The 25,637-nt window shown below is 57.4% G+C and carries 23 protein-coding genes; 20 read left to right on the top strand and 3 right to left on the bottom strand.

Features of this window, described 5'->3' with window-relative positions; translation table 11 throughout:
- Nucleotides 1–86: 86 nt before the first annotated feature.
- The gene (gene coxB / locus I9184_RS14340) at nucleotides 87–998 is read right to left on the bottom strand and encodes a cytochrome c oxidase subunit II (protein ID WP_209834965.1); all 912 of its coding nucleotides are present in this window, start codon (nucleotides 996–998) and stop codon (nucleotides 87–89) included.
- A gap of 176 nt (nucleotides 999–1,174) precedes the next feature.
- Here coxB and tldD point away from each other — a divergent pair, with 176 nt between their 5' ends.
- The 3 genes from tldD (at nucleotide 1,175) to topA (ending at nucleotide 6,769) form a co-directional block, all read left to right on the top strand.
- Nucleotides 1,175–2,596 carry a metalloprotease TldD gene (gene tldD, locus I9184_RS14335; protein WP_209834964.1) on the top strand — a complete coding sequence of 474 codons (1,422 nt, stop codon included), beginning with the start codon at nucleotides 1,175–1,177 and terminating at the stop codon, nucleotides 2,594–2,596.
- Nucleotides 2,597–2,834: 238 nt separating this feature from the next.
- Nucleotides 2,835–3,959 (top strand): DNA-processing protein DprA, encoded by a 1,125-nt coding sequence (gene dprA / locus I9184_RS14330; protein ID WP_209834963.1) that lies wholly within the window; start codon nucleotides 2,835–2,837, stop codon nucleotides 3,957–3,959.
- 167 nt (nucleotides 3,960–4,126) lie between these two features.
- Nucleotides 4,127–6,769, top strand: coding sequence for a type I DNA topoisomerase (gene topA / locus I9184_RS14325; protein ID WP_209834962.1), 2,643 nt, complete (start codon nucleotides 4,127–4,129; stop codon nucleotides 6,767–6,769).
- Between the two features lie 72 nt (nucleotides 6,770–6,841).
- Here topA and I9184_RS14320 read toward each other — a convergent pair whose 3' ends face one another.
- Nucleotides 6,842–7,177, bottom strand: a complete 336-nt coding sequence (locus tag I9184_RS14320) for a hypothetical protein (protein WP_209834961.1) — start codon at nucleotides 7,175–7,177, stop codon at nucleotides 6,842–6,844.
- A gap of 205 nt (nucleotides 7,178–7,382) precedes the next feature.
- Here I9184_RS14320 and I9184_RS14315 point away from each other — a divergent pair, with 205 nt between their 5' ends.
- Both I9184_RS14315 and I9184_RS14310 read left to right on the top strand, forming a co-directional pair.
- Entirely contained in the window at nucleotides 7,383–8,087 is a 705-nt protein-coding gene (locus I9184_RS14315; protein WP_171724430.1) for a CoA transferase subunit A, read from the top strand.
- Nucleotides 8,087–8,713, top strand: a complete 627-nt coding sequence (locus I9184_RS14310; RefSeq protein ID WP_209834960.1) for a CoA transferase subunit B — start codon at nucleotides 8,087–8,089, stop codon at nucleotides 8,711–8,713. Before I9184_RS14315 ends, I9184_RS14310 begins: the two co-directional genes overlap by 1 nt.
- A 37-nt stretch (nucleotides 8,714–8,750) precedes the next feature.
- On the opposite strand, the gene I9184_RS14305 is transcribed toward I9184_RS14310, so the two are convergent.
- Nucleotides 8,751–9,617: a lytic transglycosylase domain-containing protein gene (locus I9184_RS14305; RefSeq protein ID WP_171636865.1), complete on the bottom strand. Its 867-nt coding sequence runs from the start codon at nucleotides 9,615–9,617 to the stop codon at nucleotides 8,751–8,753.
- Between the two features lie 353 nt (nucleotides 9,618–9,970).
- Here I9184_RS14305 and I9184_RS14300 point away from each other — a divergent pair, with 353 nt between their 5' ends.
- The 15 genes from I9184_RS14300 to pdeM all read left to right on the top strand — a co-directional run bounded on the left by I9184_RS14300 (nucleotide 9,971) and on the right by pdeM (nucleotide 25,635).
- Nucleotides 9,971–10,207, top strand: a complete 237-nt coding sequence (locus tag I9184_RS14300; RefSeq protein ID WP_209834959.1) for a hypothetical protein — start codon at nucleotides 9,971–9,973, stop codon at nucleotides 10,205–10,207.
- A gap of 313 nt (nucleotides 10,208–10,520) precedes the next feature.
- Nucleotides 10,521–10,760: a hypothetical protein gene (locus I9184_RS14295; protein WP_209835031.1), complete on the top strand. Its 240-nt coding sequence runs from the start codon at nucleotides 10,521–10,523 to the stop codon at nucleotides 10,758–10,760.
- A gap of 289 nt (nucleotides 10,761–11,049) precedes the next feature.
- On the top strand, nucleotides 11,050–11,928 hold the full coding sequence (gene cpaB / locus I9184_RS14290; RefSeq protein ID WP_171636861.1) for a Flp pilus assembly protein CpaB: 879 nt from the start codon (nucleotides 11,050–11,052) through the stop codon (nucleotides 11,926–11,928).
- Between the two features lie 193 nt (nucleotides 11,929–12,121).
- The gene (locus I9184_RS14285; protein ID WP_209834954.1) at nucleotides 12,122–13,495 is read left to right on the top strand and encodes a type II and III secretion system protein family protein; all 1,374 of its coding nucleotides are present in this window, start codon (nucleotides 12,122–12,124) and stop codon (nucleotides 13,493–13,495) included.
- Between the two features lie 17 nt (nucleotides 13,496–13,512).
- On the top strand, nucleotides 13,513–14,136 hold the full coding sequence (locus I9184_RS14280) for an OmpA family protein (protein ID WP_209834952.1): 624 nt from the start codon (nucleotides 13,513–13,515) through the stop codon (nucleotides 14,134–14,136).
- A 221-nt stretch (nucleotides 14,137–14,357) separates the two neighbouring features.
- A complete protein-coding gene (locus I9184_RS14275; RefSeq protein ID WP_152457246.1) occupies nucleotides 14,358–15,593 on the top strand; it encodes an AAA family ATPase in 1,236 nt (411 codons plus the stop codon).
- A gap of 25 nt (nucleotides 15,594–15,618) precedes the next feature.
- Complete coding sequence (locus tag I9184_RS14270) at nucleotides 15,619–17,061, top strand: CpaF family protein (RefSeq protein ID WP_171636855.1); 1,443 nt, start codon at nucleotides 15,619–15,621, stop codon at nucleotides 17,059–17,061.
- Between the two features lie 11 nt (nucleotides 17,062–17,072).
- A complete protein-coding gene (locus tag I9184_RS14265; RefSeq protein WP_117869719.1) occupies nucleotides 17,073–18,041 on the top strand; it encodes a type II secretion system F family protein in 969 nt (322 codons plus the stop codon).
- A 10-nt stretch (nucleotides 18,042–18,051) separates the two neighbouring features.
- Nucleotides 18,052–19,026 carry a type II secretion system F family protein gene (locus I9184_RS14260; RefSeq protein WP_171636852.1) on the top strand — a complete coding sequence of 325 codons (975 nt, stop codon included), beginning with the start codon at nucleotides 18,052–18,054 and terminating at the stop codon, nucleotides 19,024–19,026.
- Nucleotides 19,027–19,098: 72 nt separating this feature from the next.
- A complete protein-coding gene (locus tag I9184_RS14255) occupies nucleotides 19,099–19,626 on the top strand; it encodes a tetratricopeptide repeat protein (protein WP_171636958.1) in 528 nt (175 codons plus the stop codon).
- Nucleotides 19,627–19,656: 30 nt separating this feature from the next.
- A complete protein-coding gene (locus I9184_RS14250) occupies nucleotides 19,657–20,508 on the top strand; it encodes a tetratricopeptide repeat protein (RefSeq protein ID WP_171636850.1) in 852 nt (283 codons plus the stop codon).
- Between the two features lie 3 nt (nucleotides 20,509–20,511).
- Nucleotides 20,512–21,057 (top strand): prepilin peptidase, encoded by a 546-nt coding sequence (locus I9184_RS14245; RefSeq protein ID WP_171724435.1) that lies wholly within the window; start codon nucleotides 20,512–20,514, stop codon nucleotides 21,055–21,057.
- Between the two features lie 115 nt (nucleotides 21,058–21,172).
- A complete protein-coding gene (locus I9184_RS14240) occupies nucleotides 21,173–22,480 on the top strand; it encodes an ATPase (RefSeq protein WP_171636847.1) in 1,308 nt (435 codons plus the stop codon).
- Between the two features lie 40 nt (nucleotides 22,481–22,520).
- Nucleotides 22,521–24,932 (top strand): ligase-associated DNA damage response DEXH box helicase, encoded by a 2,412-nt coding sequence (locus tag I9184_RS14235; RefSeq protein ID WP_209834950.1) that lies wholly within the window; start codon nucleotides 22,521–22,523, stop codon nucleotides 24,930–24,932.
- A gap of 40 nt (nucleotides 24,933–24,972) precedes the next feature.
- The gene (gene pdeM, locus I9184_RS14230; protein WP_209834949.1) at nucleotides 24,973–25,635 is read left to right on the top strand and encodes a ligase-associated DNA damage response endonuclease PdeM; all 663 of its coding nucleotides are present in this window, start codon (nucleotides 24,973–24,975) and stop codon (nucleotides 25,633–25,635) included.
- Nucleotides 25,636–25,637: the final 2 nt, after the last annotated feature.

Genomic DNA, 25,637 nt, shown 5'->3' with positions numbered 1-25,637 from the left:
CGGGTCCTTCTGGGGCGAAAGCTGCGCGGTCAGCCCGCACAGCCTGCATTTCGTGTCAGGCGGGCTTTTACCCGCCCTCAGTGTGCTCAGTTCGAAGCAACCTGATAGCTTTGCGGCAGACCGGCATATTCTTCGATCGCACCTTGCAGCCACTGGTCATACGCTTCCTGGCTGACGACTTTCACGGTGATCGGCATATAAGCGTGGTCTTTGCCGCAGAGTTCCGAACACTGACCGAAATAGATGCCTTCCTTCTCGGCCTCGAACCAAAGTTCCGCCAGACGCCCGGGCACGCCATCCTGCTTCACGCCGAAGGACGGGATAGTCCAGGAGTGGATCACGTCAGATGCGGTAACCTGCATCACGACAACCTTGCCAACCGGGACAACAACGGCAGTGTCGGTGGCCAGCAGCCATTCGTCTTCGCTGTAACCCGCATCTTCCAGCTTGGCGCGCATGGCATCATCCAGAACAAACGGGGTCACGTCGGCGTCAGCCGGGCGCGCACCCTCGTCCAGAGTGGCCGGATGGCCCAGCAGGTAGCTGTCGAAGGCAAAATCGTGATCAACATATTCATAGGTCCAGTACCACTGGTTGCCCACGACTTTGATGGTGATGTCGCCTTCCGGAATTTCCTGCTGTTTGAACAGAACCGGCAACGAAAACGCACCGATGAAGACCAGAATCAGGATCGGGCCAAGGGTCCAGGCAATCTCAACCGGGGTATAGTGCGAAAAACGTGCCGGTTTCGGGTTTACGCGTTCGTTGTAACGCACGATGCAATAAACCAGCAGGCCGGCAACCAGCAGGCAGATGACGGTGATGATCACCAGAATCATGCCGTCCAGACGCTGAATTCCCGTGGCAAGGCTGGTGGCCGCGGGCTGAAAGCCCATTCCGCCGTCAACCGGCTTGCCAATAATTTCAAGCTCCTGAGCCATGGCTGGAAGGCTGGAGAGGGCTGTCATAAACCCTGAAAGCATCAAAGCATTCTTCATGTTCTGTCCTGATCGTTTGATCTTTGCGTCCCTGGCGAAAAGGTGTGAATCGGTCGCACCTCTCCCGTTGTCTTTGGCCGCGTTAAAAACCATATTCCGTCGGGTAGATAAAGCAAAATGCTTGCGTCAAACAGACGCTATTTTTGATCTGGATCAAACCCGAAAGGTCGCAACCCATGTCCGACGCCCCGTTTCGCCCGCTTGAAAGCGCTCTACCACACGATGAAGCGCTTGCCATTTTGCGCTCGGCCACGGACGGGGCCGAGGACGGAGAGCTGTTTGTCGAGCGGCGAAAATCCGAGTCTCTCGTGTTCGATGACGGCCGTCTGCGCACCGCGTCTTACGATGCGTCGGAAGGGTTCGGGCTGCGTGCCGTACAAGGTGAAGTGGCTGGATATGCGCATTCCACAGACGTCTCGATTCCTGCCCTGAAACGGGCGGCGGAAACAGCAAGACTGGCTGTCGGGGATGGCGGCGGGGTCTTGGCGGATGCTCCGCGCTCCACCAATACGCGCCTCTATACGGACGAAGACCCGATTGATTCTGCCGCTTTCCCGGTCAAGATCGAGACATTGCGTGAGATCGACGCCTTCGCCCGCGATCTGGACCCGCGTGTGGTTCAGGTCAGCGCCACGATCGCGGCAGCCGTGCAAGAGGTCGAGATTCTGCGCCCCGATGGTGTGATGGTCCGCGATGTGCGCCCCATGACCCGCGTGAACGTGTCGGTCATTGTCGAACAGAACGGACGCCGCGAAAGCGGATCCGCCGGTGGTGGTGGCCGGGTTGGCCTGAGCGGGTTGATCGACCCCGCCGACTGGCAGGCCAAGGCCCGCGAAGCCCTGCGTATCGCACTAGTCAACCTGGACGCGGTTCCTGCACCGGCCGGTGTCATGGAAGTCGCGCTTGGCCCCGGCTGGCCGGGCATCCTGCTGCACGAGGCCATCGGCCACGGCCTGGAAGGCGACTTCAACCGCAAGGGCAGCTCGGCCTTTGCCGGGTTGATGGGGCAGCAGATTGCTTCGAAAGGCGTGACCGTGGTGGATGACGGCACGATTGCTGATCGTCGCGGCTCGATCACCGTGGATGATGAGGGCACGCCCAGCGCGCGCACGGTGCTGATCGAAGACGGTATATTGACCGGATACATGCAGGACCGCCAGAATGCGCGACTGATGGGGGTTGCTCCTACGGGTAACGGGCGGCGGCAGAGCTATGCGCACAAACCCATGCCGCGCATGACCAACACGATCATGCTGGGTGGCGAAGCCGACCCGCAGGCCCTGGTGGCTGATATCAAGGACGGCATCTGGGCCGTTGGATTCGGCGGGGGTCAGGTGGACATCACCAACGGCAAGTTCGTTTTCTCGTGCACCGAGGCATATCGTGTCGTAAACGGCAAAATCGGCGCGCCGGTCAAGGGCGCCACGTTGATCGGTGACGGGCCGTCGGCCTTGAAACGCATCCGCGGGCTGGGCAACGATATGGCGCTGGACCCAGGTATGGGAACCTGTGGCAAGGACGGGCAATGGGTGCCGGTGGGTGTTGGCCAGCCGACCGTGCTGATGGACGGGCTGACTGTCGGTGGTTCGGCCGCCTGAGTCGGAAGCGGCGCATTCCCGGAGGCGCAGGGTTAACCCAGCGTCTCTTTTTTTGCGAAAATTGCCTTAGGCGACCAAAGCGCCCTTTCTGACTGAGCATTATTTATTTTGCTTATTATCAATGTGTTCTATGCTTTTCTCTGACAGAATTGCAAAAAAACAGTTCTAATTTTCGACGATTCACAAGCTGTTAACTGCCTGTCCCGTAAACCAGTTCTGCAACAAGGCGGAGCAACGGATGACCGAAGAGCAGCTTTCTTCCAATCACCCCCCACTCCCACCCACCACGGAAGAGGACCGGTTCTCGTGGCTTCGTCTGTTGCGTTCTCGCAAGGTCGGTCGGGCGACATTTCGTCGGCTGCTTCGCGAACATGGCTCAGCGCAGAACGCGCTGGCCGCGCTGCCTGAAATGGCACGCGCCGCCGGTATAAAAGGGTATGAAACCTGCCCCCCCGGCGTGATCGAGGCGGAACTCAGGGCCGCAAAAGCCGCTAAAGCGCGGCTTTTGTGCCTTGGGTCCGCTGATTTCCCCGCGGCCCTGGCTGGACTCAACGAAGCCCCGCCGCTGCTTTGGGCGATCGGAGACGTTTCGCTGCTGCAAAAACCAACGATTGCGATGGTCGGCGCGCGAAACTGTTCCTCGCTCGGCGCGCGGATGGCACGTGGCCTGGCCACCGAACTGGGCAGCAAGGGGCACGTAATCGTCTCTGGCCTGGCGCGTGGCATCGATACAGCCGCACATATGGCCGCGCTGGAGACCGGCACCGTGGCAGTCATGGCCGGTGGCGTTGATGTGATCTATCCCGCCGAAAACACGGAACTGGCCCATGACATCGCGTCCCGCGGCTTGCGGATTTCGGAACAGCCGATGGGCGTAACACCCCAGGCCCGGCACTTTCCACGCCGAAATCGGATCATTTCGGGGCTTGCGCAGGCGGTTGTCGTCGTCGAGGCAGCCGCCAAGTCCGGCAGTCTGATCACGGCACGGGACGCACTGGATCAGGGGCGCGAGGTTCTGGCCGTTCCCGGCCATCCGTTCGACGCGCGGGCCGCCGGTTGCAATCTGTTGATTCGTGACGGCGCCACACTTGTCCGATCTGCTGAAGACGTTATTGAAGCCTTGCCGAGGCAGGACGACCTGATTTCCCTGCCAATCGAACCGCTCTCGGAACCAATCGTGCGTCCTGCAAGAGACCTGCACGAGCAAATCATCGCGCGGCTTGGCCCCTCGCCCATCGCCGAAGATCAATTGCTGCGGGATATCGCGGCCTCGGCCGGTGAGCTTGGACCGGCGCTGATCGACCTTGAACTTGATGGGCGAATCCAGCGTCAGCCCGGAGGTCTGTTGTCGCTGGCAAGTTGATCGTACCCTCGTTCCGGCGTGCCCGGTTTCTGAAGATTTGTGATAGCGCACTGAAATCACGGCGCTTTTCCACCGACGAAAGGAACGCATTGACAATTCCCGCTTGCCCCACACATTTTGCATCACCATAGAAGGCGCCAAATTCGTCGAGCGAGGTTTCCCCTTAAATGCCCGTAGTTGTTGTAGAATCTCCGGCCAAAGCAAAAACAATCAATAAATACCTGGGCCCCGACTACACGGTTCTGGCCTCTTACGGCCATGTGCGGGACCTGCCGCCAAAGGATGGATCGGTAGATCCTGAACATGACTTCTCGATGAAATGGGAGGTCGGGAACGACAGCCGCAAGCATGTCAAGGCCATTGCCGACGCGTTGAAAGAAGACAATGCGCTGATCCTCGCCACTGACCCCGACCGCGAGGGCGAGGCAATCAGTTGGCACCTACAGGAGGCGTTGACCAAACGCCGCTCGATCAAGAAGGATACGCCCGTCAGCCGCGTCACCTTCAACGCCATTACCAAGGACGCCGTGACCGAGGCGATGCAGAACCCGCGTCAGGTCGATATGCCGTTGGTCGAGGCCTACCTGGCCCGCCGCGCGCTGGATTATCTGGTGGGGTTCAACCTGTCTCCGGTTTTGTGGCGCAAACTGCCGGGTGCGAAATCGGCGGGTCGCGTGCAATCCGTCTGTCTGCGCCTGATCGTCGAGCGCGAGATGGAAATCGAGGCATTCAAGCCGGTGGAATACTGGTCGGTTCGGGCGCTGTTCGAGACACCGCGCGGGCAGACCTATGAGGCGCGTCTGGTCACGCTGGCCGGCAAGAAGCTGGACAAGCACGATCTGGCCAATGCGACACAGGCCGAGCTGGCGGTTCAGGCGATCACCAGCCGCGCGCTGAGCGTGACATCGGTCGAGGCCAAACCCGCCGCACGTAACCCAAGCGCTCCGTTCATGACCTCGACCCTGCAACAGGAGGCCAGCCGCAAATTCGGCATGGGCGCGCGCCATGCAATGCAGGTGGCGCAGCGGCTTTATGAGGCCGGGTACATTACCTATATGCGGACCGACGGGATCGATATGGCGCCCGAAGCCGTGGCCGCGACCCGCGACGCCATCGCGGATCGCTACGGTGCAGAATATGTGCCGGACAGCCCGCGCATCTACAAGAACAAGGCCAAGAACGCGCAGGAAGCCCACGAGTGTATCCGACCGACGGATATGTCGCGCGACGCCAAGGCGCTGAAAGTGACAGACGAGGATCAGCGCAAGCTTTATGACCTGATCTGGAAACGCACCATCGCCTGTCAGATGGCTGCCGCACGTCTGGAGCGCACCACCGTCGAGATCGGCAGCGACGACGGTCAGGTCGGCCTTCGCGCCACGGGCCAGGTGGTAATGTTCGATGGGTTCATGCGGGTATACGAAGAAGGCCGGGATGACGTCGCGGACGAGGATGAAAAGCGCCTGCCACAGATCACGCAGGGCGATCCGGCCCGTTTTGCCAAAGCCTCTCTGAAGGATCAGTTTGCCAAGGCGACCAGCGACAGCGGTGACAAGATCGCGAAAGAAGCAATCCTGTCCGAGAACGAATCCGTTCTGGCCCTTCAACACCATACCCAACCGCCCCCGCGCTATACCGAGGCCACTTTGGTCAAACGGATGGAAGAGCTGGGGATCGGGCGCCCATCTACCTATGCCTCGATCGTGACGACGATCCAGGACCGGGAATATGTCCGCAAGGACAAGAACAGGCTAATCCCCGAGGAAAAGGGCCGGATCGTCACCATCTTCCTGCTGAACTTCTTCCGCCAGTATGTTGGCTACGAGTTCACCGCGAATCTGGAAGAGCAACTGGATGACGTCAGCGCCGGGGAGCGCGACTACAAGGATCTGCTGGGCAAGTTTTGGCGTGATTTTTCAGCCGCGATTGGCGAGACCTCCGAGCTCCGGATTTCGGAAGTGTTGGATAAGCTAGACGAAGCTCTGGCTCCGCAGCTGTACCCGCCGCGCGAGGATGGGTCCGATCCGCGTATCTGCCCGAAATGCGGCACCGGTCAATTGCACCTGAAGACCTCTCGTACGGGTGGGTTCGTCGGATGCGGGAACTATCCGGAATGTACCTATACGCGCCCGATTGCCGGTGAAGGCGCGGAAGGTGACGAAAGGCTGCTGGGCGAAGATGGCGGGGATGAGATCTGGCTGAAGTCCGGCCGGTTCGGCCCTTACGTTCAGCGGGGCGAACCCACGCCCGAGAACAAAAAGCCCCCGCGCGCATCCCTTCCGCGCGGGTGGAGCAAGGATGACATGGATCTGGAAAAGGCGCTGACGCTTCTGTCCCTGCCCCGTCAGATCGGCGAACACCCCGAAGGCGGCATGATCAGCGCGAATTTCGGGCGGTTCGGCCCCTACCTGATGCATCAGCTGCCGGAGGAGGCGAAGCCGGTCTACGCCAATCTGAAAGACCCCAATGACGTGTTCGAGATCGGCATGAACCGCGCCGTTGAGTTGCTGGCCGAAAAACGGGCAAACCCCGGTCGTGGACGGCGGGCCGCGGCAAAACCACTGAAGGAGTTGGGTGAGCATCCCGATGGCGGCGCGATGCAGGTTCTGGACGGGCGCTATGGGCCTTATGTGAAATGGGAAAAGGTCAACGCGACGATCCCCAAGGACATCAAACCCGAGGACGTAACGCAGGAAATGGCCATCGAGCTTGTCAACGAGCGCGCTGCCAAAAAAGGCACCAAGAAGAAGGCCACGTCTAAAAAGGCCACGTCCAAAAAGAAAGCAACCACCAAGAAAGCAACAACCTAGGCTGACAGGTGGTCGGGGTTGAAAAGCCCCCCGCAATCCCCGTTTCGGCATTGCGGGAGGGCTGTCAGCGAATTACCTGGGCTGAGGGCCGCACCGCACTTCGAGCGTCGTCTGCCAGTCTTCCGATCCGCTTGAGCTCGGATAGTAACCCGGCGCGCGGCCTGAGTTCTGGGCAGCGGCGGTCAGGACATCGATGATCAGGGCTGCATTCTTGTCCACCCCCTGATAGCCGGTATCGCTGGCCAGAACGAAGGCCTCTTTGCCCTGCTGTGCGCACCGTGCGTTGGCGGTTGAAATTGCAGATTCAAGTGAAGACTTCTCAGAATATCCAGTACCAACAACTTTGATCTTGTTATCATCGAGCTGAAGTACCGCCGCCTGATCAGGCTCACAGGCTGACAAAGCCAAAAGCGCAGCAGCTGCGGTTGCTCAGACCCAAATTCGTTTCATGTTTTCAACCTCCTATAAAAGTGCGGCGAACATGCAGAGCCACCCGATCAATTGCAACGGCCTTTTCCATTGGTAGAAATACGACCCAGCCTCCGGTTTCATTGACTTCCCTGTGACGCGACGGCACAACCAGCCCATCACCATGTCATTGGGGGAGTTTTCCATGAAGAAAGTCTATGCCAATGCCACCGAGGCGCTCGATGGGCTGCTGTCGGATGGCATGCTGATTGCCGCAGGCGGGTTTGGCCTGTGCGGCATTCCGGAATTGTTGCTTGAGGCCATCCGGGATTCGGGCGTCAAAGACCTGAGCTTTGCGTCGAACAATGCCGGTGTGGACGATTTCGGAATCGGCATCCTGTTGCAGACCAAGCAGGTCAAGAAGATGATCAGCTCGTATGTCGGTGAAAACGCCGAGTTCATGCGCCAGTATCTGAGCGGTGAGCTGGAGCTGGAATTCAACCCCCAGGGAACACTGGCCGAACGGATGCGCGCCGGTGGGGCGGGCATCCCGGGCTTCTACACCAAGACCGGCGTCGGCACCGTGATCGCTGAAGGGAAAGAGCACAAGGACTTCAACGGCGAGACCTACATTCTGGAAGAAGGCATTTTTGCCGATCTGGCCATCGTCAAAGCCTGGAAGGCTGACGACACCGGCAATCTGGTTTTCCGCAAGACCGCCCGTAATTTCAACGTTCCTGCCGCGACCTGCGGCAAGATCTGCGTGGCCGAAGTGGAAGAGATCGTTCCGCGTGGTTCGCTGGACCCCGACTGCATCCACCTGCCCGGTATCTATGTGCATCGCATCATTCAGGGCGAACACGAAAAGCGCATCGAACAGCGCACCACCCGCAAGAAGGAGGAAGCATAATGCCCTGGGACCGCAATCAGATGGCCGCACGCGCGGCAGAGGAACTGGAAGACGGCATGTATGTGAACCTGGGTATCGGGATCCCGACGCTGGTGGCAAACTATGTGGGTGACAAGGACATCACGCTGCAATCGGAAAACGGCATGCTGGGCATGGGCCCCTTCCCCTTCGAGGGCGAAGAAGACCCGGACCTTATCAATGCAGGCAAGCAGACGATCACCGAACTGTCCCGCACGGCCTATTTCGACAGTGCCACGTCCTTCGCCATGATCCGCGGCGGCAAGATCGCAGCGGCGATTCTGGGCGCCATGGAAGTGGATGAGAGAGGCGATCTGGCAAACTGGATGATCCCCGGCAAGCTGGTGAAAGGCATGGGCGGCGCGATGGACCTGGTTGCAGGCGTCGGCCGGGTGATTGTCGTGATGGATCACACCAACAAGCACGGCGACAGCAAGGTCCTGAAGGAATGCACCCTGCCACTGACCGGAAAGGGCGTCGTGGATCGCATTATCACCAATCTTGGTGTGCTGGATGTGGTTGAAGGCGGTCTGAAAATCGTCGAGCTGGCGGAAGGTGTCAGCGAAGATGAGCTGCGCGCCGCAACGGAAGCGACAATCGTTTCCTGATCAAATGGAAAGGCCCGCCGGATCACGGCGGGCCTTGTTAGTTGGAAGTCTGAAAAACACAGCCATCGGAAATCAGGTCTGGCGGCGTTGCGCACAAAGCCCGCGCGATCTGAAACGCGGCGAGGACTTTTGGCACGTAGTCCCGGGTTTCAGCATAGGGTGGCACACCGCTGTGTTTGCGTACGGCCCCCTCTCCTGCGTTGTATCCAGCCAATACAAGTATTGGATCATTCCCGAACTCTTCCATCAGCCAGTTGAGGTATTTTACACCGCCCGCAATGTTCTCAGAGGGCTTAAGGCTGTCCTTTACCCCGAATCTGGCCGCTGTCGCGGGCATCAACTGCATAAGCCCCTGCGCGCCTGCGGAACTGACCGCGTCTGTACGCCCGGCCGATTCCACCGAGATGACCGCAAGCACCAGCGCAGGTGAAACATTGGTTCCCACAGTGGAACGAAGGATATCGATCCCGCGTTCCTTTGCGATATCTTGCAGCGATTGCAGTCGCGGTGATCTCACGTTGGTTGCGGCCAGGGCGCTGATCGCCGCGTCAAGCCGCCCGGCCCCACCTTCATCAATGTGCGGTGAAATCAAGTTCCAGAAAGCCTTGTACGATCCTTTGGGATCTCGTTTGACTTCCGCACCGGGCGCCGGCAGCGGAGCGACTTTGGTACGCGCGATGATTTCCGGCACCACCAGTTCAGTGCCCGTGCTGGGCGCTGAAGGGTTGGCTGCATGTTCTTCCGGAGTGATCTGCACGGTCACACGCGGACGTTCACCGGGTTTTGGGACTTTGACGCGCTTGTATACGCCGCGCGGCTCTGTCTCGGTCGCATTTACGGATGCAGTACCCGATATCAGAAACGCCAGCACACCGGCGCATTGAAGTGCGTTCCGGAGATTCATTTGCCTGCCTCATGTTTTCTTTTTAGGCGATTTGAACCCCGAATCTTCCCGCAAGGCCAGAAAAACAAAGCGAAATGGGGCAGTTTCGCCTCATTTGGCGCAATTTTGCATCGCTATAGGGCCTTCGGCTCAATCGAAGAGATTTTTTTATCCTGCTTTTTCATATGGTTATCAAATTTATAACCAAAAAGTTAAGCCGTACGAAAAAAAATCGGTGTTTGGCCCAATTCCTGCCACGCCCAACGGTCAAACATAGTCCCATACCGAGACGGACATGAGCGGACTGAGAGAGAAAGCTCTGAAAGACGCCTAGGTTTGTTAAACTCTTTTTGATCCTTTAGGAGGGACGTAACATGATCAAGTTCATCAAGAACTTCCGCAAAGACGAAGACGGCGCAGTAACAGTTGACTGGGTTGTTCTGACCGCAGCAGTCATCGGCCTGGCCGCCGTTGCATATCAGCAGATCTCGGCTGGTGCCACTGGCCTGGCAACAGACGTGAACACCGCTCTGAACGGCGCAGCGCTGAGCACCGGCAGCAACACCGCGACAGGTGGTATCACCACTGCAGGCACCAACAGCGGCAACTAAGTTGCTGACCTAGAGAATTTCCAAGGCCGCGCTCATCGGGCGCGGCCTTTTCTTGTGATCTGAAACTGCTCCATCCCAAGTTCGCTGGAGCCTGCCCGCGCGCAAGTTGTGAAGGCAATCGCGACGATCATGGCGTTTTGCTGTAATTGCCGCGTTTCTTCTGCTCCAATCAATTCGACTAACGCGCGAAACCTGGTAGGAGCTCAAAATTTCCCTACGAAATCAATATTTAGCCCAACTTTCGCCATCCATGCGAACCAGTTACAGGCCAGCCTGTTGTTGGCACTGACGCGACGTATTTGGAGATAAGCACATGTTAAGGTTCCTTAATCAGTTCAAATCTGACGAAGCAGGAGCGGTGACAGTTGACTGGGTGGTGTTGACCGCAGTGGTCATAGGATTGTCAGGCGCGACCTACCTTGTAATAAGCTCAAGCGTCGACGGCATGGGCGGCAATATCAACGGGGCCATGAATAGCGCCGTCGTCAGCACCGGCTCGAATACTGCGCCGTCTGGTATTATCATGGCGGGAACTGCCGGCGGCGGAAACTAAGTCGCGGCTGATGCGCGCTCTGGCTGGTTTCCAAAAACGTCTTGCTTAACCGTTTCGAAGCAAAGCGCTGCGCCCGTTGGGTGCAGCCTTGTTTTGTTGCGCTCGGTCCGCTGGCAATCGTGGGAGGTAACAATAACCATGCGGAATTGTGCGGAAGAAGGCGCAGAAATCTGTCAATCAGGCATTTTTGTCCCACATTTCGACACAATTTGCAGTTAGCAAATAGGCTGTTTCAATGTGGTTCCTTGGCCGCTAAGTATTCGACCAAACAAAAGAATGAGGTACACGCATGCGAGCAGTTTTCGGACTTGTCCTGATTGTCGGCGTTGCTCTGGCCGGGGGCGCCGTTTACATGGCGCGCAACTATATTGCGGCTTATCAAAGCGAACTGGCACGGCAGAAACAAGCGGCAGAAGAAGCGCTGGCCAATGCCAAAGTCGATGTCATTCCGACGGTAACTGTTTACGTTTCAAATCGTCCTCTAAAATACGGTGAACGCCTGACGCAGGAAGACGTACGCGCTGTAGACTGGCCGGAAAACGCGATTCCCGAAGGTACGTTCTCTGATCTCACTGCCCTGTTTCCCGAAAGTGGCGCCAATGAGCGTTATATTCTGAGAACCATGGAAAAAGACGAGGCGATTATGGAGGTCAAGATCACGCGTCCAGGCGAATCGGCTGGCCTAACATCTCGACTTGAAAAAGGTATGCGCGCCTTTGCAATCAGCGTCGACGTGGCCTCTGGTGTTTCAGGCTTCCTGCGCCCCGGCGACAATGTCGACATCTACTGGACCGGATCAAGCGGCACCGTCGAGGGCAACACCGGCGGCATCACCAAGCTGATCGAAACCAATGTTCAACTCATCGCGGTCGACCAGACCGCTGGTTCGGACGTCGCAAGCGCAACGATTGCTCGCACAGTCACGGTCGCAGCCACGCCGGAACAGGTCGCAGCACTCGCGCAGGCCCAGAACACCGGGCGTCTTTCCCTAGCTTTGGTTGGGGTGCAGGATGACTCTGTTGCGTCGGCAATCGAGGTGGATCAGCGCAAACTGCTTGGAATAACGGCAGCCGCTCCGGAACCGAAGGAAGAGGTTGAACAGGTCTGCACGACGCGCATCAGACGCGGTGGCGAGATTGTCAACGTGCCTATCCCCTGTACAAATTGACGCCAATTCAGAGTGTTACAAGATCGGAGCCGCATCTCAGATGCGGCTCTTTTCTTGTTGTTGTTGCCAATTCTCCACATAAGGAAAATTCCAGAAACCATTGATTATTGCAATAAATTCGGATTTCGCGCAGTCTCTCTGCACATAGGGCATAAGACCCAAAAAACGAGGCGTGATCGGAGAGGCAGGTCACATGACAATACGTTCCTGGATCAGCGCAACCCTGCTGGGGTTGTCGCTTTTTATGGGCCCGGTCGGCGATGCCGCCTGGGCTGAATCCCTTCGCGTGGTAAAAAAGGGCACAGTGGAAACGCTGGAAGTTCCGATGAACCGCGCGATTGTTGTGGAAAGCGAACAACCTTTCGCAGAGCTCAGCATTGCCAATGCCGGCATTGCAGACATCTCATCGTTGTCCGAGCGCACGATCTATGTTCTGGGCAAGGCCCCGGGCCTGACCACGCTGACACTGTTTGACGGCGCAGGCAATCTTTTGGCAAATGTCCGCGTCCGGGTCGCACCAGATGTTACGGAATTCAAGGAACGTCTGCGTCAAATCCTGCCCAATGAACCCATCGAGGTTCGCACAGCGAATGATGGCATTGTTTTGTCCGGTACGATCTCCAGCTCGGCCAAACTGGCCCGCGCACTTGAATTGGCTGAACGGTACGCGCCCGAACGTGTATCGAACCTGATGTCTGTGGGTGGCGTCCAGCAGGTCATGCTGAAAGTTCGCTTTGCCGAGATGAACCGCTCGGTCGCTAAAGAGCTTTCTTCAACGCTTTCAGTTACGGGCACTGATTTTGTCGGTGGTTTCAATCCGCAGAACCTTGTTCCCCCTGTCACAGTGGAAAATGGTGTCTTGTTGTTTGGCTTCGGGGTCGGATCGGCACAAGTCAACTTACTTCTGCAAGCCCTCGAGTCGAAGGGCCTTGTTCGCAACCTTGCCGAACCGAACCTTTCAGCCCTGTCCGGTCAGGAAGCAACGTTTCTGGCTGGTGGTGAAGTTCCGATTCCGGTGCCGCAAGACGACGGTGTCGTGGCAATCGAGTACAAACCCTTCGGTGTGAATATGAACTTCATTCCTCGGGTTGTGGACGGCGACCTGATCAATCTGGAAATGGGAACCTCGGTTTCGAGCATCGACACCAGCACCAACTTCACGATCAATGGAGACACCGTTCCCAGCTTTATCGTGCGGGAAGCCAAGACCACAATAGAACTGCGCGACGGGGAAAGCTTTGCCATCGCCGGACTGCTTCAGGACAACTTTGTGGACCAAGTCAACCAAGTGCCGTGGCTGGGAGATGTGCCGGTTCTGGGGTCCTTGTTCCGCAGCGCTGATTACCAGCGTGAACAAAGTGAACTTGTCATCATCATCACGGCGCATCTAGTTTCACCGACTCGAGGCGAAACTCTTGCGCTTCCAACCGATCGGGTCAAACCGCCCAGCGAATTCGACCTGTTCGTGAACGGTCGGGTGGCGCGCACACAGCGCGCGGGCGCCGGCGGAGCGTCTGAGGTTGCCAAACAGAGCTTCGGCAGCTCGTACGGCTACGTCCTAGATTGATCAGGAGGATAGGACCAATGCAGAAGTGGATCATCACACTGGGTCTTACGGTCGCCGTTGCCGCATGTACGCGCGAGGTCGGATACGAGATCGATGCCGGAACCTTTGGAAACGCGACATTGAACAATATCCAGGTTCAAAACGGCGAGTTGACCTATGCTCAGATTCTCGGTCGCAGATTTGCCGCGGATGTGCCCAGCCAAGTGAACTTTGCCTTCAACAGTTCGCAACTGGACGCATCAGCGCAAAGCATACTGTTGCAGCAGGCTGACTGGATCAAACAGTTCCCCGAAGCCAGGTTCCGGGTTTACGGACATACAGATGCCGTTGGGTCGACCAGCTACAACAAAAGCCTTGGGCTACGCCGCGCGCAGGCCGTCGTTGCGTTCCTTGAACGGCAAGGCATCTCGCGTTCACGACTTGAAGCCGTTGTATCCTTTGGGAAAACGAAGCCGTTGATCGCGACACCGAATCGGGATCGCCGCAACCGCCGGACGGTAACGGAAGTTTCTGGCTTTGTTGACCGTCACCCGCAACTGCTCGACGGTAAATACGCGAACATTATCTATCGCGAATACGTTGAAAGTGCGACGTGGAAGACCGTGATTGAGAATGTATCATCAACAGATACGGCCAACTAGTGCCGCCGGAAGCGGTGGATAATACGTTTGAAATGGGCGACATCGTCGCCCATTTCCCTACAATTGGTTCTTTTGCGCCCAATTCTCGCCCAACTTCAAAGCGACATTGTGAACAATAGGGTGACCTGCGGCCAAATTTGACCGTATTGGGGCGACAGCACATCAATCTGGCGGATTTCGTTCATATGACATGCTGAGCCCTCACGACGAGGATAGTGTTTATGACCAGCGCGACGCCGCAAGACGACAATACTGCAATCTTGGCCTGCACCATCAGTCGGGATGTTCAGAATTTCGACCTTCTGATCGAAGACATGGAAGCCATCTTGGGCGAACGCTGGGGAGATCTGGGATTTGCAGAAGCGTTGGCCTTTTTCAGCCAACCCGAAGCTGAAACGCTGGAATTCGTAGCACTGGCGATCGACGGAGAAGACGAAGACAACCTTTCTCTGCTAGGTGAGATAATCACTCAAGCCAATGAAAAGAAAGTAAAAGTTGTTCTGATCGCCGAGGATGTTACCCCGGCATCCCTGCACCAACTGCTGCGCAAGGGTGCTGACGAGTTCGTGCCCTATCCTCTTCCCGAAGGCGAATTGCAGGAAGCCATCGAGCGAATGAAGCAGCCCGACCCGGTTGCCGTTGCGCAAGCAGCCGCCGTTCCTTTAGCCGGCGGCGCGTCCAAGGAAGGCGCACTGTTTGTCGTTCAGGGCCTGGCAGGTGGTGTCGGCGCAACGACACTGGCCGTAAACCTGGCTTGGGAACTGGCCTGTGCTTCGGACAAAGACGCACCGACTGTGTGTCTGATCGATCTGGACCTGCAATACGGGACTGTTTCCACCTATCTGGATCTGCCGCGACGAGAGACCGTGTTTGAAATGCTGTCGGATACCGATGCGATGGACAGCGAAGTATTCTCGCAAGCCCTTCAAACATATGAAGAAAAGCTTCAGGTTTTGACCGCACCCTCCGACATGGTGCCACTGGACTTGATCACCCCGGAAGACATTCAGCGCGTGATCGACATGGCGCGCGCGCATTTCGACTATGTCATTGTCGACATGCCAAAAACGCTGGTCCTGTGGTCGGAAACAGTTTTGCAGGCCGCCCATGTGTATTTCGCCCTGATCGAGCTGGACATGCGGTCCGCCCAGAATGCCCTGCGCCTGAAACGTGCATTGCAGGCAGAGGAGCTACCATTCAACAAGCTGCGTTTTGCGTTGAACCGCGCGCCGAAATTTACCGATCTGAACGGGAAAAGCCGCGTGAAACGCATGGGGGAAAGCCTTGGAATCTCCATCGACCTTCTGCTGCCTGATGGTGGCAAACCGGTCATGCAAAGTGGGGATCATGGTCTGCCTCTGGCAAATGCGGCCGCCAAGAACCCTTTGCGCCGCGAAATCGCAAAGCTGGCGAAGTCGCTCCACAGCCTCGGCAGCAGTGCCGAAGAAGCTGCGTAAACATCATCCCAAGGGGGGATAAGCCGTGTTTTCAAGATACAAAAAGCAACCCGCAGCGCAGCCCGTCAAAACGCCGGCACAACCGGCTGAAACAGCGGCGTCTTCTGCACAGGCGACACCTGTCGCGACTGCGGTGGCACGCAAACCCGTGAAAAAGATTGCTGGTGAGGTCACAAGTTCAGACAAAGACCGCAAACGCAAGGAGCGGTTGGGTGAGATCAAGATCGAACTGCACCGCGAACTGCTGGAGAACCTGAACCTGGCCGCGCTGGAAAACGCCGGCGAAGCCGAGTTGCGCGCTGAAATCAGTGCTATCGCCAGTGAAGTTCTGGAAACACGAAACATTGTTCTGAACCGCGAAGACCGGTCCCAACTGAACAAGGAACTGTATGACGAGGTGACGGGCCTTGGCCCGCTCGAGGCGCTGCTTCAGGACGATTCGGTCAACGATATTCTGGTGAATGGTCCACAACAGATTTTTGTGGAACGTGCCGGCAAGCTGGAACTCAGCGACATTACCTTTAAAGATGAAAAGCACCTGATGCGGATCATCGACAAGATCGTGTCCGCCGTGGGCCGCCGCGTCGATGAATCCAACCCGTATGTTGACGCCCGTCTGGCCGATGGATCGCGTTTCAATGCCATGGTGCCTCCGATCGCGGTGGACGGATCGCTTGTTTCCATTCGTAAATTCAAGAAAGACAAGCTGGGTATTGACGACCTGGTCAATTTCGGTGCGTTCACCGAAGAAATGGCCGCCTATTTGCAGGCCGCCGTGTCCACCCGACTGAATATCATCGTTTCCGGGGGTACGGGTTCAGGTAAAACAACCACGCTCAACGCCTTGTCCAGCTTCATCGACGATGCCGAGCGGATCCTGACCATCGAGGACACGGCTGAACTTCAACTGCAACAGACGCATGTGGGTCGGATGGAAAGCCGCCCGCCCAACGTGGAAGGCAAAGGTGAAGTCAGCCCGCGCGACTGTCTGAAGAACGCCCTGCGTATGCGTCCTGACCGTATCATCGTGGGTGAGACACGCGGCGCCGAGGTCATCGACATGTTGCAGGCCATGAACACCGGTCACGACGGATCAATGACCACGATTCACGCCAACTCGGCCCGTGACGGCATTTCACGTCTGGAAAACATGATCGCGATGGCCGGGATCGAAATGCCGATCAAGGCGGTCCGCAGTCAGATCGCCTCGGCTGTGAACCTGATCGTGCAGGCCAGCCGCCTACAGGACGGTTCGCGCCGGATGACCTCGATCACCGAGATCACCGGGATGGAAGGGGACGTGATTTCCATGCAGGAAATCTTTCGTTTTCAACGCGTTGGCCTGACACCAGACAACAAGATCATCGGGCATTTCACCGCCACTGGCGTCCGGAGCCACTATTCGGAACGGTTCCGTCTATGGGGCTTTGACTTGCCAGCGTCCATCTACGACCCAACCACAATGTAGGAGAACCGGGTATGCAATTGCCTATGGAGGCGATCATTTATGTCGCCATCTTTGTGGGGGTCCTTGCCTTGGTCGAGGGCATCTATCTTGTCGCCTTCGGCAAGTCCATTAGCCTGAACAGCCGCGTCAACCGGCGCCTGGATATGCTGGAAAAGGGTGCCGGACGCGAACAGGTGCTGGAGCAGCTGCGCAAAGAGATGCAGCAGCATATGAAATCGCAGAGCATTCCTCTGTATTCACTTCTTGCTGACAAGGCGCAAAAGGCTGCAATCGCGTTCTCTCCACGTCAATTGATCATGATCATGGGTCTGGTATCAGCCATGGCCTTTGTCGGTTTGAGCATTGGCACCGCTACGGACACGGCACTTCGTATCGTTGTTTCCATCGCGATCGGCATCGGCGGCGTTTACGCCTGGGTAAACCACAAGGCCAAGAAACGCATGGGAATGATCGAAGAACAACTGCCCGATGCGGTTGAGCTGATGGTACGATCTCTGCGTGTTGGCAATCCATTTGTGTCAACGATTCAGGTGGTTGCAAACGAAGTTCAGGATCCGCTGGGAACCGAATTTGGCGTTATCGCTGATGAATGTGCCTATGGTCGCGATGTGGGCGAGGCGCTGAAGGACATGGCTGAGCGTCTGGACATGCAGGATATGCGCTTTCTTGCCGTAGCGGTGGGTATTCAGCAGCAATCTGGCGGCAACCTGGCCGAAATTCTGGCCGGATTGGCAAAGGTGATCCGCGCCCGTTTTCGCCTGTTCCGTCGGGTCAAGGCGATCACGGCCGAGGCGCAATGGTCCGGCAAGTTCCTGTCCGGGTTCCCTGTTGCCTGTCTGATTTTTATTCTGGTCAAGGACCCAGGCTATTACGACGACGTGTTGGATCACCCCTGGTTTATTCCCGCGTGTTTTGTTGTCGCGATCCTGCTGACATTGAACCTGATCGTCATGAAAATCATCACCAACATCAAGGTCTGAGGGCAGCACCATGGAAATCCTGACCAGCATCAATGACCTGTTGACCCAGCACCTGGGTGAATTCGGACCGCTTATCGTTGTCGGCGTACTTGGCCTGCTTATGGTTCTGGTCGCTGTCACACTGATGATGAAGCAGCCGGAAGACCCCCTGAAGAAACTGCAAAGATCGAATGCGGCTCCTCCAAAGCAGAAAAAAGGGAAGAAAGAGCAGCTTCGAAACTCGAGCCGAAACGAACAGCTTGAGAAGTTTGCAACTTTCCTCGAGCCCAAGAACGAGGAAGAATACTCGGCCGTCGAGCTGAAGCTGCGCCAGGCGGGCTACAGGTCGAAGGATTCGGTTCGGTTCTTCCACTTTGCGCAGTTTTCCTTGGGGATCCTTGGTATTTTCATTGGTGTTCTGCTGGTCACGGTTTTTTCCGGCGGCCAGGAATTTACCGGAACACAGATGATGATCCGGGTGCTTGTCCCCGGCGCGATCGGCTATTTCGCACCCAAATACTGGATCACGCGACGGGTCGAAGAGCGGAAGGAAGCGATCACCGCCGGTTTTCCCGATACGCTTGATCTGATGCTGGTCTGCGTCGAGGCCGGTCAATCGCTGGATCAGGCCATCGTTCGCGTGGCCAGTGAAATGAGCGCGTCTTATCCGGATATCGCGCAGGAATTCGAAACCGTCGCGTATGAAATGAAGGCCGGCAAGGACAAGGATACCGTCCTGCGCGACTTCGGCGTGCGCTGTGGCGTTCAGGACGTGAACTCTTTTGTCACCGTCATGATCCAATCGGCAACATTTGGTACATCAATCGCCGAGGCGTTGCGGGTTTACGCCGGTGAGATGCGCGACAAACGCGTGATGCGCGCCGAGGAGGCCGCGAACAAGTTGCCGACCAAGATGACTCTTGTCACAATGATGCTGACGGTTCCACCGCTGCTGATTATTCTGGTTGGCCCGTCGGCAAATGTTATTTCGAGTTTTGGACGCTAGGTCGGATAGAGCCATATGAAAGCTGAATTCAGGTGCTTCCCTTCCGGGTTTCGCCTAATGTTCCGGGCCACCATGGTTTTTGCCATGGTGGCTTCTTGTACAGAAGGCCTGTCACCCAACGGTTTGGATGCACCGGGAGTTGACACCAAAGGTCAGGCCGAGGACAGCATCGAGGTCGGAAACAGATTGATGGCCGCCGGAGAATACGAACTGGCGCTTCAAACCTTTACCCGGGCCGCGCTGGAACAGGGTATGACGCCCCAGGTCCTGACGTCTCTGGGTACCGCAAATGTGGGGCTACGCCGCTTGGGACAGGCCGAAAAACTTCTGCGCAGAGCCGTCGAAGACGACACGGACTGGCCGGTGGCCTGGAACAATCTGGGTGTCCTGCTGATGGAAAAACAGGAATACCCCGAGGCCGCGCAAGTGTTTCAGCGTGCCTATGCGCTGGACAATGGCGAAAGTGACGCAATCCGGGACAATCTGCGCTTAGCACTCGCAAAAATGGAAAATCCTGTTAATAATACCCCACAAGAACAACAAGAATACACACTGGAGCAGCTTGGCGACGGGCAATTCACGCTACGCAAGATCCAGTAATTGAGGCGAGAGCAGTAAAGGACGCAAAAAATGCGCCAGCAATTCTTGATTCCGAGTGTTGTTATCAGTGGTCTGATCCTTTCGGCCTGTGCAAAGGAAACCGAAGAGGAAAAGGTTGAACGAACGTTTCAGGAAGTGAACGTTATTGACGAAACAAACCTGAGCGATGTGCTTCTGAGCGCCGCAGATCCAAACGAAGCGGTGACCTATTTCCACGGCGCAGCGCTCAAGAACCCGGACCGGATCGATCTTCAGCGCGGACTGGCAATTTCTTTGGGCCGTGCCAAACGCACGACCGAGGCCGTGACCGCATGGAAGCGCGTCACAACGATGAAGGGCACGAACGCCGCGGACAAGGTTGAATACGCGGACGCATTGGTCCGAAACGGCGACTGGTCGCAGGCCAAAACGGTTCTGGATTCGGTTCCCCCCACCTTTGAAACCTTCAAACGGTATCGCCTCGAGGCAGTCGTTGCGGATTCCCGGAAAGAGTGGAAACGCGCGGATCATTTCTATGAAACCGCTGTCGGGCTGACGACACGTCCTGGCAGTGTGATGAACAACTGGGGATATTCCAAACTGACCCGCGGCGAATATGCCGAAGCGGAGCGGTTGTTCTCGGAAGCGATCCGTCAGGACAACTCGCTGTTTACTGCCAAGAACAACCTGGTTTTGGCCCGATCGGCGCAAGGCAACTATAGCCTGCCAGTCGTCCCGATGACTCAGGTCGAGCGGGCGCGTCTGCTCAACACGATGGGTATTTCTGCAGTCAAACAGGGCGATATAACCACCGCCAAGAACCTGTTCCGCGAAGCCATTTCAACCCACCCGCAGCATTTCGACGAGGCGGTCCGCTCGCTTCGGGCGCTTGAAGGGGCCTGACACATGCAAATACCCGCAGTGGCAGCGGCCTGGTTTCTGCCGTTTGTGCTGCCGATCTGCTTTTACGTGGCCTTCACGGATATGCGTGAGATGCGGATCAAGAACCATGCAGTCCTTGCGCTGACGCTGGTTTACATCGTGATAGGACTGATCGCCATCCCGCCCTGGTCTACAGGCAGTGTCGGCGGCAACCTGGGGCCGATCACCGTGTCTATGCCGGTCTATTTCTGGCAACTGCTGCATATCGTCGTGGTTTTGGTCATTGGTATCTTCCTGAACGCCGCGGGCACCATGGGCGCTGGCGATGCCAAGTTTCTGGCCGCCGCATCGGCGTTTGTCTGGCTGGGCGATCTGCGAATTATGCTTATGATCCTGACCGCCTGTATTCTGGCTTCCGTGGTCACTCATCGTTTGGCCAAGATCACAAGGCTGCGCACGATCGCGCCGCATTGGGAAAGCTGGAGCCGGGGCAAACAGTTTCCGATGGGTTTCGCCTTGGGCGGATCATTGGCGATGTACCTGATTCTGGGCACTGTTCTCGGATCGTAAACTATCATCAGCGCGCCTTGCCGCTGCCTTTGTCCCGCCACAAAGCTGGTTCATTTTCTTCAAGACGCCCGTTTTCGGGTTCTTGGCGTGACATTTTGATGGACGAGCACCGCGCATGAATATGCAGAATTCCTCTGTTATGGCCCCCCCTGCCCCCAAAGGTCTGGGCGAAATGAAGCTTCCGCTTGTAATGATGCGGGACATTCTGCTGAAGACGATTTTTCGCAAAAACGCGAGCACGGTATCAGAAGTCGCCGAAGCCATCTGTCTGCCTGGTTCGGTAACACAGGAACTGGTCGATATCGCGCGCGATCAGAAACTGCTTGAAGCGACCGGGACACTGAACGCCAATAGCGGCAATGAGATGGGATATCAGCTGACCGATGCAGGCAAGGCCCGTGCGCTGGATGCGCTGAGCCAATCCGAATATTTCGGCGCAATGCCGGTGCCGTTGGATGTCTATCGCGAGCAGGTCAAACGCCAGTCGATCCGAAATATTCAGGTCACGCGAGAGCAACTGGTTGGCGCAATGGGTCATCTGGTTCTGCCCGACAGCCTGCTGGACCATCTGGGCCCGGCGGTCAGTGCGGGCCGATCGATTCTGATGTACGGTCCTCCGGGCAACGGTAAATCCTCAATCTCGAACGGGATCCGGGATGCGTTGGGTGATAACGTCTATGTGCCCTACGCTATCGAATACGCGGGTCAGGTGATCACGGTCTATGACCCGATCGTGCACACGGCGATCGAACAGGAGCCGGACGACCCCAACAGCCTGCGTCGTCGCAAGCGGTTCGATTCTCGCTATGTTCAATGTGAACGCCCCACCGTCGTAACCGGTGGTGAGCTCTCGCTCAGTATGTTGGATCTGGTCTACAATCCGACCGCCCGAACCTATCAGGCCCCCTTGCAGCTGAAATCCACCGGTGGCATTTTCATCGTTGATGACCTTGGCCGTCAGGCCGAACCGCCGCAGGCGCTGGTCAACCGTTGGATTGTCCCGCTTGAAGAAAACAAGGATATCCTCGGCCTGCAATCGGGCGAAAAGTTCGAAGTTCCGTTTGACACGCTGGTCATCTTCTCGACCAACTTCCACCCCAATGAGATCTTCGACCAAGCGGCCTTGCGCCGGATCTTCTTCAAGATCAAGATTGACGGCCCCAATCAGGAGAACTTCCTGAAAATCTTTGCCATGGTGGCCCGCAAACGAGGTATGCCGCTGGATGAGGCGGCATTGGTGCACCTGTTGAAGGTCAAGTACCCGACCATCAACAATATTTATGCCAACTACCAACCGATCTTCCTGATCGATCAGATGATCTCGATCTGCGAGTTCGAAGGCATCCCTTATCAGATGAGTCCGGACCTGATTGACCGTGCCTGGGCCAACATGTTCGTAAAAGACGAGAAAATCGTCAAATAACGCCGTGCCAATCCCTCCTCCGGGCGGGTAATCTGCAACCATGACGCAGATTCCCGCTCGGATTGGTACGTGGTTCTCCTCCAAAGGCTGGTCCATCCACCCACATCAGAAAGAAATGTTCGACCGGGCGAAGGAACCGGCAACCCTGCTGATCGCCCCAACCGGTGGCGGCAAGACCATGGCCGGATTTCTGCCTTCCCTGTCCGAACTGGCCGACGGGGACCACAACGGGTTGCATACACTCTATGTCTCGCCGCTCAAGGCGCTGGCGGCAGATATCAAACGCAACCTGCGCACCCCGGTGGATGAGATCGGCCTGCCCATCCGGATCGAGGATCGCACCGGTGACACCTCGGCCACGCAGAAGAAACGCCAAAGGGCCGATCCACCCCATATCCTGCTGACCACACCGGAAAGTCTGGCACTGCTGACCTCGTACAAAGATGCGCCGCACATGTTCGATGGGGTACAGCGGATCATCGTCGACGAAGTCCACGCGCTGGCGGAAAGCAAGCGCGGCGATCAGCTGATGCTGGCCCTGGCACGTCTTCAGCGCCTCAACCCGGGTCTGCGTCGTGTAGGCCTGTCAGCCACAGTCGAAGACCCTGCGGCAATTGCCGGCTTTCTGGCGCGCCACCCGGACGCCTGCCGGATCGTGCAGGCCGATCCCGGCCCGGACCCGGACATCCAGATGCTGGAAACAACGGAAACGCCGCCCTGGTCCGGCGGAGGCGCGGCCTATTCGATTCCGGCTGTGCTGGACCAGATCCGGCGGCACAAGACCACGCTGATCTTTCACAACACCCGCGCGCAGGCCGAAATCTACTTTCACAATCTGTGGCTGGCGAATGACGACGGCCTGCCCATCGGCATCCATCATGGCAGCCTTGACCGGCAGCAACGCGAGCGGGTCGAGGCCGCGATGGTGCGTGGCGAATTGCGCGCCATCGTCTGCACCGGCAGCCTCGATCTGGGCATTGATTGGGGCGATGTCGATTTGGTGATTCAGATCGGTGCGCCCAAGAACGTCAAGCGGCTGGTGCAAAGGATTGGTCGGGCCAACCACCGCTACGACGCGCCTTCCAAGGCGCTGCTGGTTCCTGCCAACCGCTTTGAGGTTGTCGAATGCGTCGCTGCGCTCGAGGCCGCCAAAGCCCATGACCTGGACGGAGAACCCCGAGGCTCCGGCCCCCGCGATGTGTTGTGCCAGCACATTCTGATTGCGGCCTGTGCCGGGCCCTTTGACGCTGATGATCTATATGCCGAGATGACATCCGCGGGACCTTACGCACAGTTGACCCGATCCGAATTTGACTCCTGTCTGGATTTCTGCGCCACCGGTGGCTACGCCTTGCGCGCCTATGATCGCTGGCAAAGGTTACAGCAGCGCGCCGACGGGCAATGGCAATTGCGCGATCCCCGCGCAGCGTCGCGCATTCGCATGAATTTGGGCACGATTCAGGACACGGATACACTCAAAGTTCGCCTTAGACGCAGCCGTGGCGGTAAACCGTTGGGCGAAGTCGAGGAAGCCTTTGCTGCTTCGCTGACCCCCGGCGATACCTTCCTGATCGGCGGACAGATTGTGCGGTATGAAGGTCTGCGTGAAATGGTGGTCGAAGTCAGCCGTCGCGCCGATCGCAAACCAAAGATCGCGACCTTCTCGGGCACGAAATTTGCGACCTCAACGCAACTCAGCGACCGCATTCTGCGCATGTTCGCCCAAACTGACTGGCCGCACCTGCCTTCCCATACGGCTGATTGGCTGGACTTGCAGCGCCAAATGTCCCGCCTGCCTCAACGGGATCGTCTGCTGATCGAAAGCTTTCCAAGCGACGGGCGAGAGCATCTGTGCGTATACGGATTCGCCGGCCGCAACGCGCAACAAACACTGGGGCTGCTGCTGACCAAACGGATGGAGGAAACCGGTTTGGCGCCGCTGGGGTTTGTCGCCACAGACTATGCCACGCTGATTTGGGGTTTGGATGCGGTCACTGACCCACGCCCTTTGTTTCAACCCGAAGCGCTGCGTGACGGGCTGGACACATGGCTGGCAGGCAACGCAGTCATGAAGCGTACCTTTCGCGCTTCGGCCACGATTGCCGGTCTGATCGAACGCAACTTGGCCGGGCAACGTAAAACCGGGCGGCAAGCCACGTTTTCGTCAGATATTCTCTATGACACTTTGCTGAAATATGATCCCGATCATCTGTTGATGCAGATCACCCGCGAAGAAGCCATGCGCGGGTTGGTTGACTTCGGTCGGATCGAGGCAATGCTGGCGCGCATCGGCGACCGCATCGACCTGCTGCGTCTGGACCGCGTTTCCCCACTGGCCGCGCCGCTGTTTCTTGAGGTCGGAAAGGTACCTGTCAAAGGAGCCGCCGAAGAAAGGCTGCTTGCCGAAGAAAGCGCCCGCCTGCTGGGAACCGCCGGATTGGACCAGCTTTGAACCCCTTGCGCAAGATGTGGAATCAGGTCAAGAACGTATCATGAACGTGTGTGAATTTTCCTTTGCAGACCAGCAACTCGCTGCGTTGCCGTCTGGCGCATTATGGTGGCCGGCGCGGCGACTGCTTTGTGTTTCGGACCTGCATCTGGGAAAATCAGAACGTATGGCCCGACGGGGCGGGGCTACGCTTCCGCCTTATGACAGTCGCGAAACGCTTGACCGGCTGGCGCGCGATCTGGAACACACCAACGCCGAAACCGTCATCTGCCTGGGTGACAGCTTTGACGATCTCGAAGCGGCCCAAACCTTGCCCGACGCAGAAGGGTTGAGGATTGCGACTTTGCAGGCCGGGCGCCAATGGATCTGGATCGAAGGGAATCACGATCCCGGCCCGATCGAGATGGGGGGCTCTCATCTGGTCGAATGGCAGTGCGGCCCTCTTGTCTTTCGTCACATCGCCCAGGATCGGCCGCAAGGTGAAATTTCAGGCCATTTTCATCCGAAAGCACAGATTCGGACAAAAGGAAGGCACATTTCCCGGCCCGCCTTTCTGCTGGACAGAAACCGGCTGATCCTGCCTGCCTACGGAACTTACACCGGGGGGTTGCGCAGTTCGGATCGGGCACTTTCCGATCTCATGAGCTCGGACGCAATGGCCATTCTAACGGGTCCGCAACCACAGATGATCCCAATGCCGCGTTGAGT

Origin of the sequence: Ruegeria sp. HKCCE3926 (genome assembly GCF_017872515.1) — a bacterium.
Lineage (GTDB): Bacteria > Pseudomonadota > Alphaproteobacteria > Rhodobacterales > Rhodobacteraceae > Ruegeria.
This window is presented reverse-complemented; position numbering and strand designations above follow the sequence as displayed.

What these genes read in the sequence shown, in the direction of transcription:
- coxB (WP_209834965.1), bottom strand. Translation starts at nt 998, where the DNA reads ATGAAGAATGCTTTGATGCTTTCAGGGTTTATGACAGCCCTCTCCAGC.
- tldD (WP_209834964.1), top strand. Translation starts at nt 1,175, where the DNA reads ATGTCCGACGCCCCGTTTCGCCCGCTTGAAAGCGCTCTACCACACGAT.
- dprA (WP_209834963.1), top strand. Translation starts at nt 2,835, where the DNA reads ATGACCGAAGAGCAGCTTTCTTCCAATCACCCCCCACTCCCACCCACC.
- topA (WP_209834962.1), top strand. Translation starts at nt 4,127, where the DNA reads ATGCCCGTAGTTGTTGTAGAATCTCCGGCCAAAGCAAAAACAATCAAT.
- I9184_RS14315 (WP_171724430.1), top strand. Translation starts at nt 7,383, where the DNA reads ATGAAGAAAGTCTATGCCAATGCCACCGAGGCGCTCGATGGGCTGCTG.
- I9184_RS14310 (WP_209834960.1), top strand. Translation starts at nt 8,087, where the DNA reads ATGCCCTGGGACCGCAATCAGATGGCCGCACGCGCGGCAGAGGAACTG.
- I9184_RS14305 (WP_171636865.1), bottom strand. Translation starts at nt 9,617, where the DNA reads ATGAATCTCCGGAACGCACTTCAATGCGCCGGTGTGCTGGCGTTTCTG.
- I9184_RS14300 (WP_209834959.1), top strand. Translation starts at nt 9,971, where the DNA reads ATGATCAAGTTCATCAAGAACTTCCGCAAAGACGAAGACGGCGCAGTA.
- I9184_RS14295 (WP_209835031.1), top strand. Translation starts at nt 10,521, where the DNA reads ATGTTAAGGTTCCTTAATCAGTTCAAATCTGACGAAGCAGGAGCGGTG.
- cpaB (WP_171636861.1), top strand. Translation starts at nt 11,050, where the DNA reads ATGCGAGCAGTTTTCGGACTTGTCCTGATTGTCGGCGTTGCTCTGGCC.
- I9184_RS14285 (WP_209834954.1), top strand. Translation starts at nt 12,122, where the DNA reads ATGACAATACGTTCCTGGATCAGCGCAACCCTGCTGGGGTTGTCGCTT.
- I9184_RS14280 (WP_209834952.1), top strand. Translation starts at nt 13,513, where the DNA reads ATGCAGAAGTGGATCATCACACTGGGTCTTACGGTCGCCGTTGCCGCA.
- I9184_RS14275 (WP_152457246.1), top strand. Translation starts at nt 14,358, where the DNA reads ATGACCAGCGCGACGCCGCAAGACGACAATACTGCAATCTTGGCCTGC.
- I9184_RS14265 (WP_117869719.1), top strand. Translation starts at nt 17,073, where the DNA reads ATGCAATTGCCTATGGAGGCGATCATTTATGTCGCCATCTTTGTGGGG.
- I9184_RS14260 (WP_171636852.1), top strand. Translation starts at nt 18,052, where the DNA reads ATGGAAATCCTGACCAGCATCAATGACCTGTTGACCCAGCACCTGGGT.
- I9184_RS14255 (WP_171636958.1), top strand. Translation starts at nt 19,099, where the DNA reads ATGGTTTTTGCCATGGTGGCTTCTTGTACAGAAGGCCTGTCACCCAAC.
- I9184_RS14250 (WP_171636850.1), top strand. Translation starts at nt 19,657, where the DNA reads ATGCGCCAGCAATTCTTGATTCCGAGTGTTGTTATCAGTGGTCTGATC.
- I9184_RS14245 (WP_171724435.1), top strand. Translation starts at nt 20,512, where the DNA reads ATGCAAATACCCGCAGTGGCAGCGGCCTGGTTTCTGCCGTTTGTGCTG.
- I9184_RS14240 (WP_171636847.1), top strand. Translation starts at nt 21,173, where the DNA reads ATGAATATGCAGAATTCCTCTGTTATGGCCCCCCCTGCCCCCAAAGGT.
- I9184_RS14235 (WP_209834950.1), top strand. Translation starts at nt 22,521, where the DNA reads ATGACGCAGATTCCCGCTCGGATTGGTACGTGGTTCTCCTCCAAAGGC.
- pdeM (WP_209834949.1), top strand. Translation starts at nt 24,973, where the DNA reads ATGAACGTGTGTGAATTTTCCTTTGCAGACCAGCAACTCGCTGCGTTG.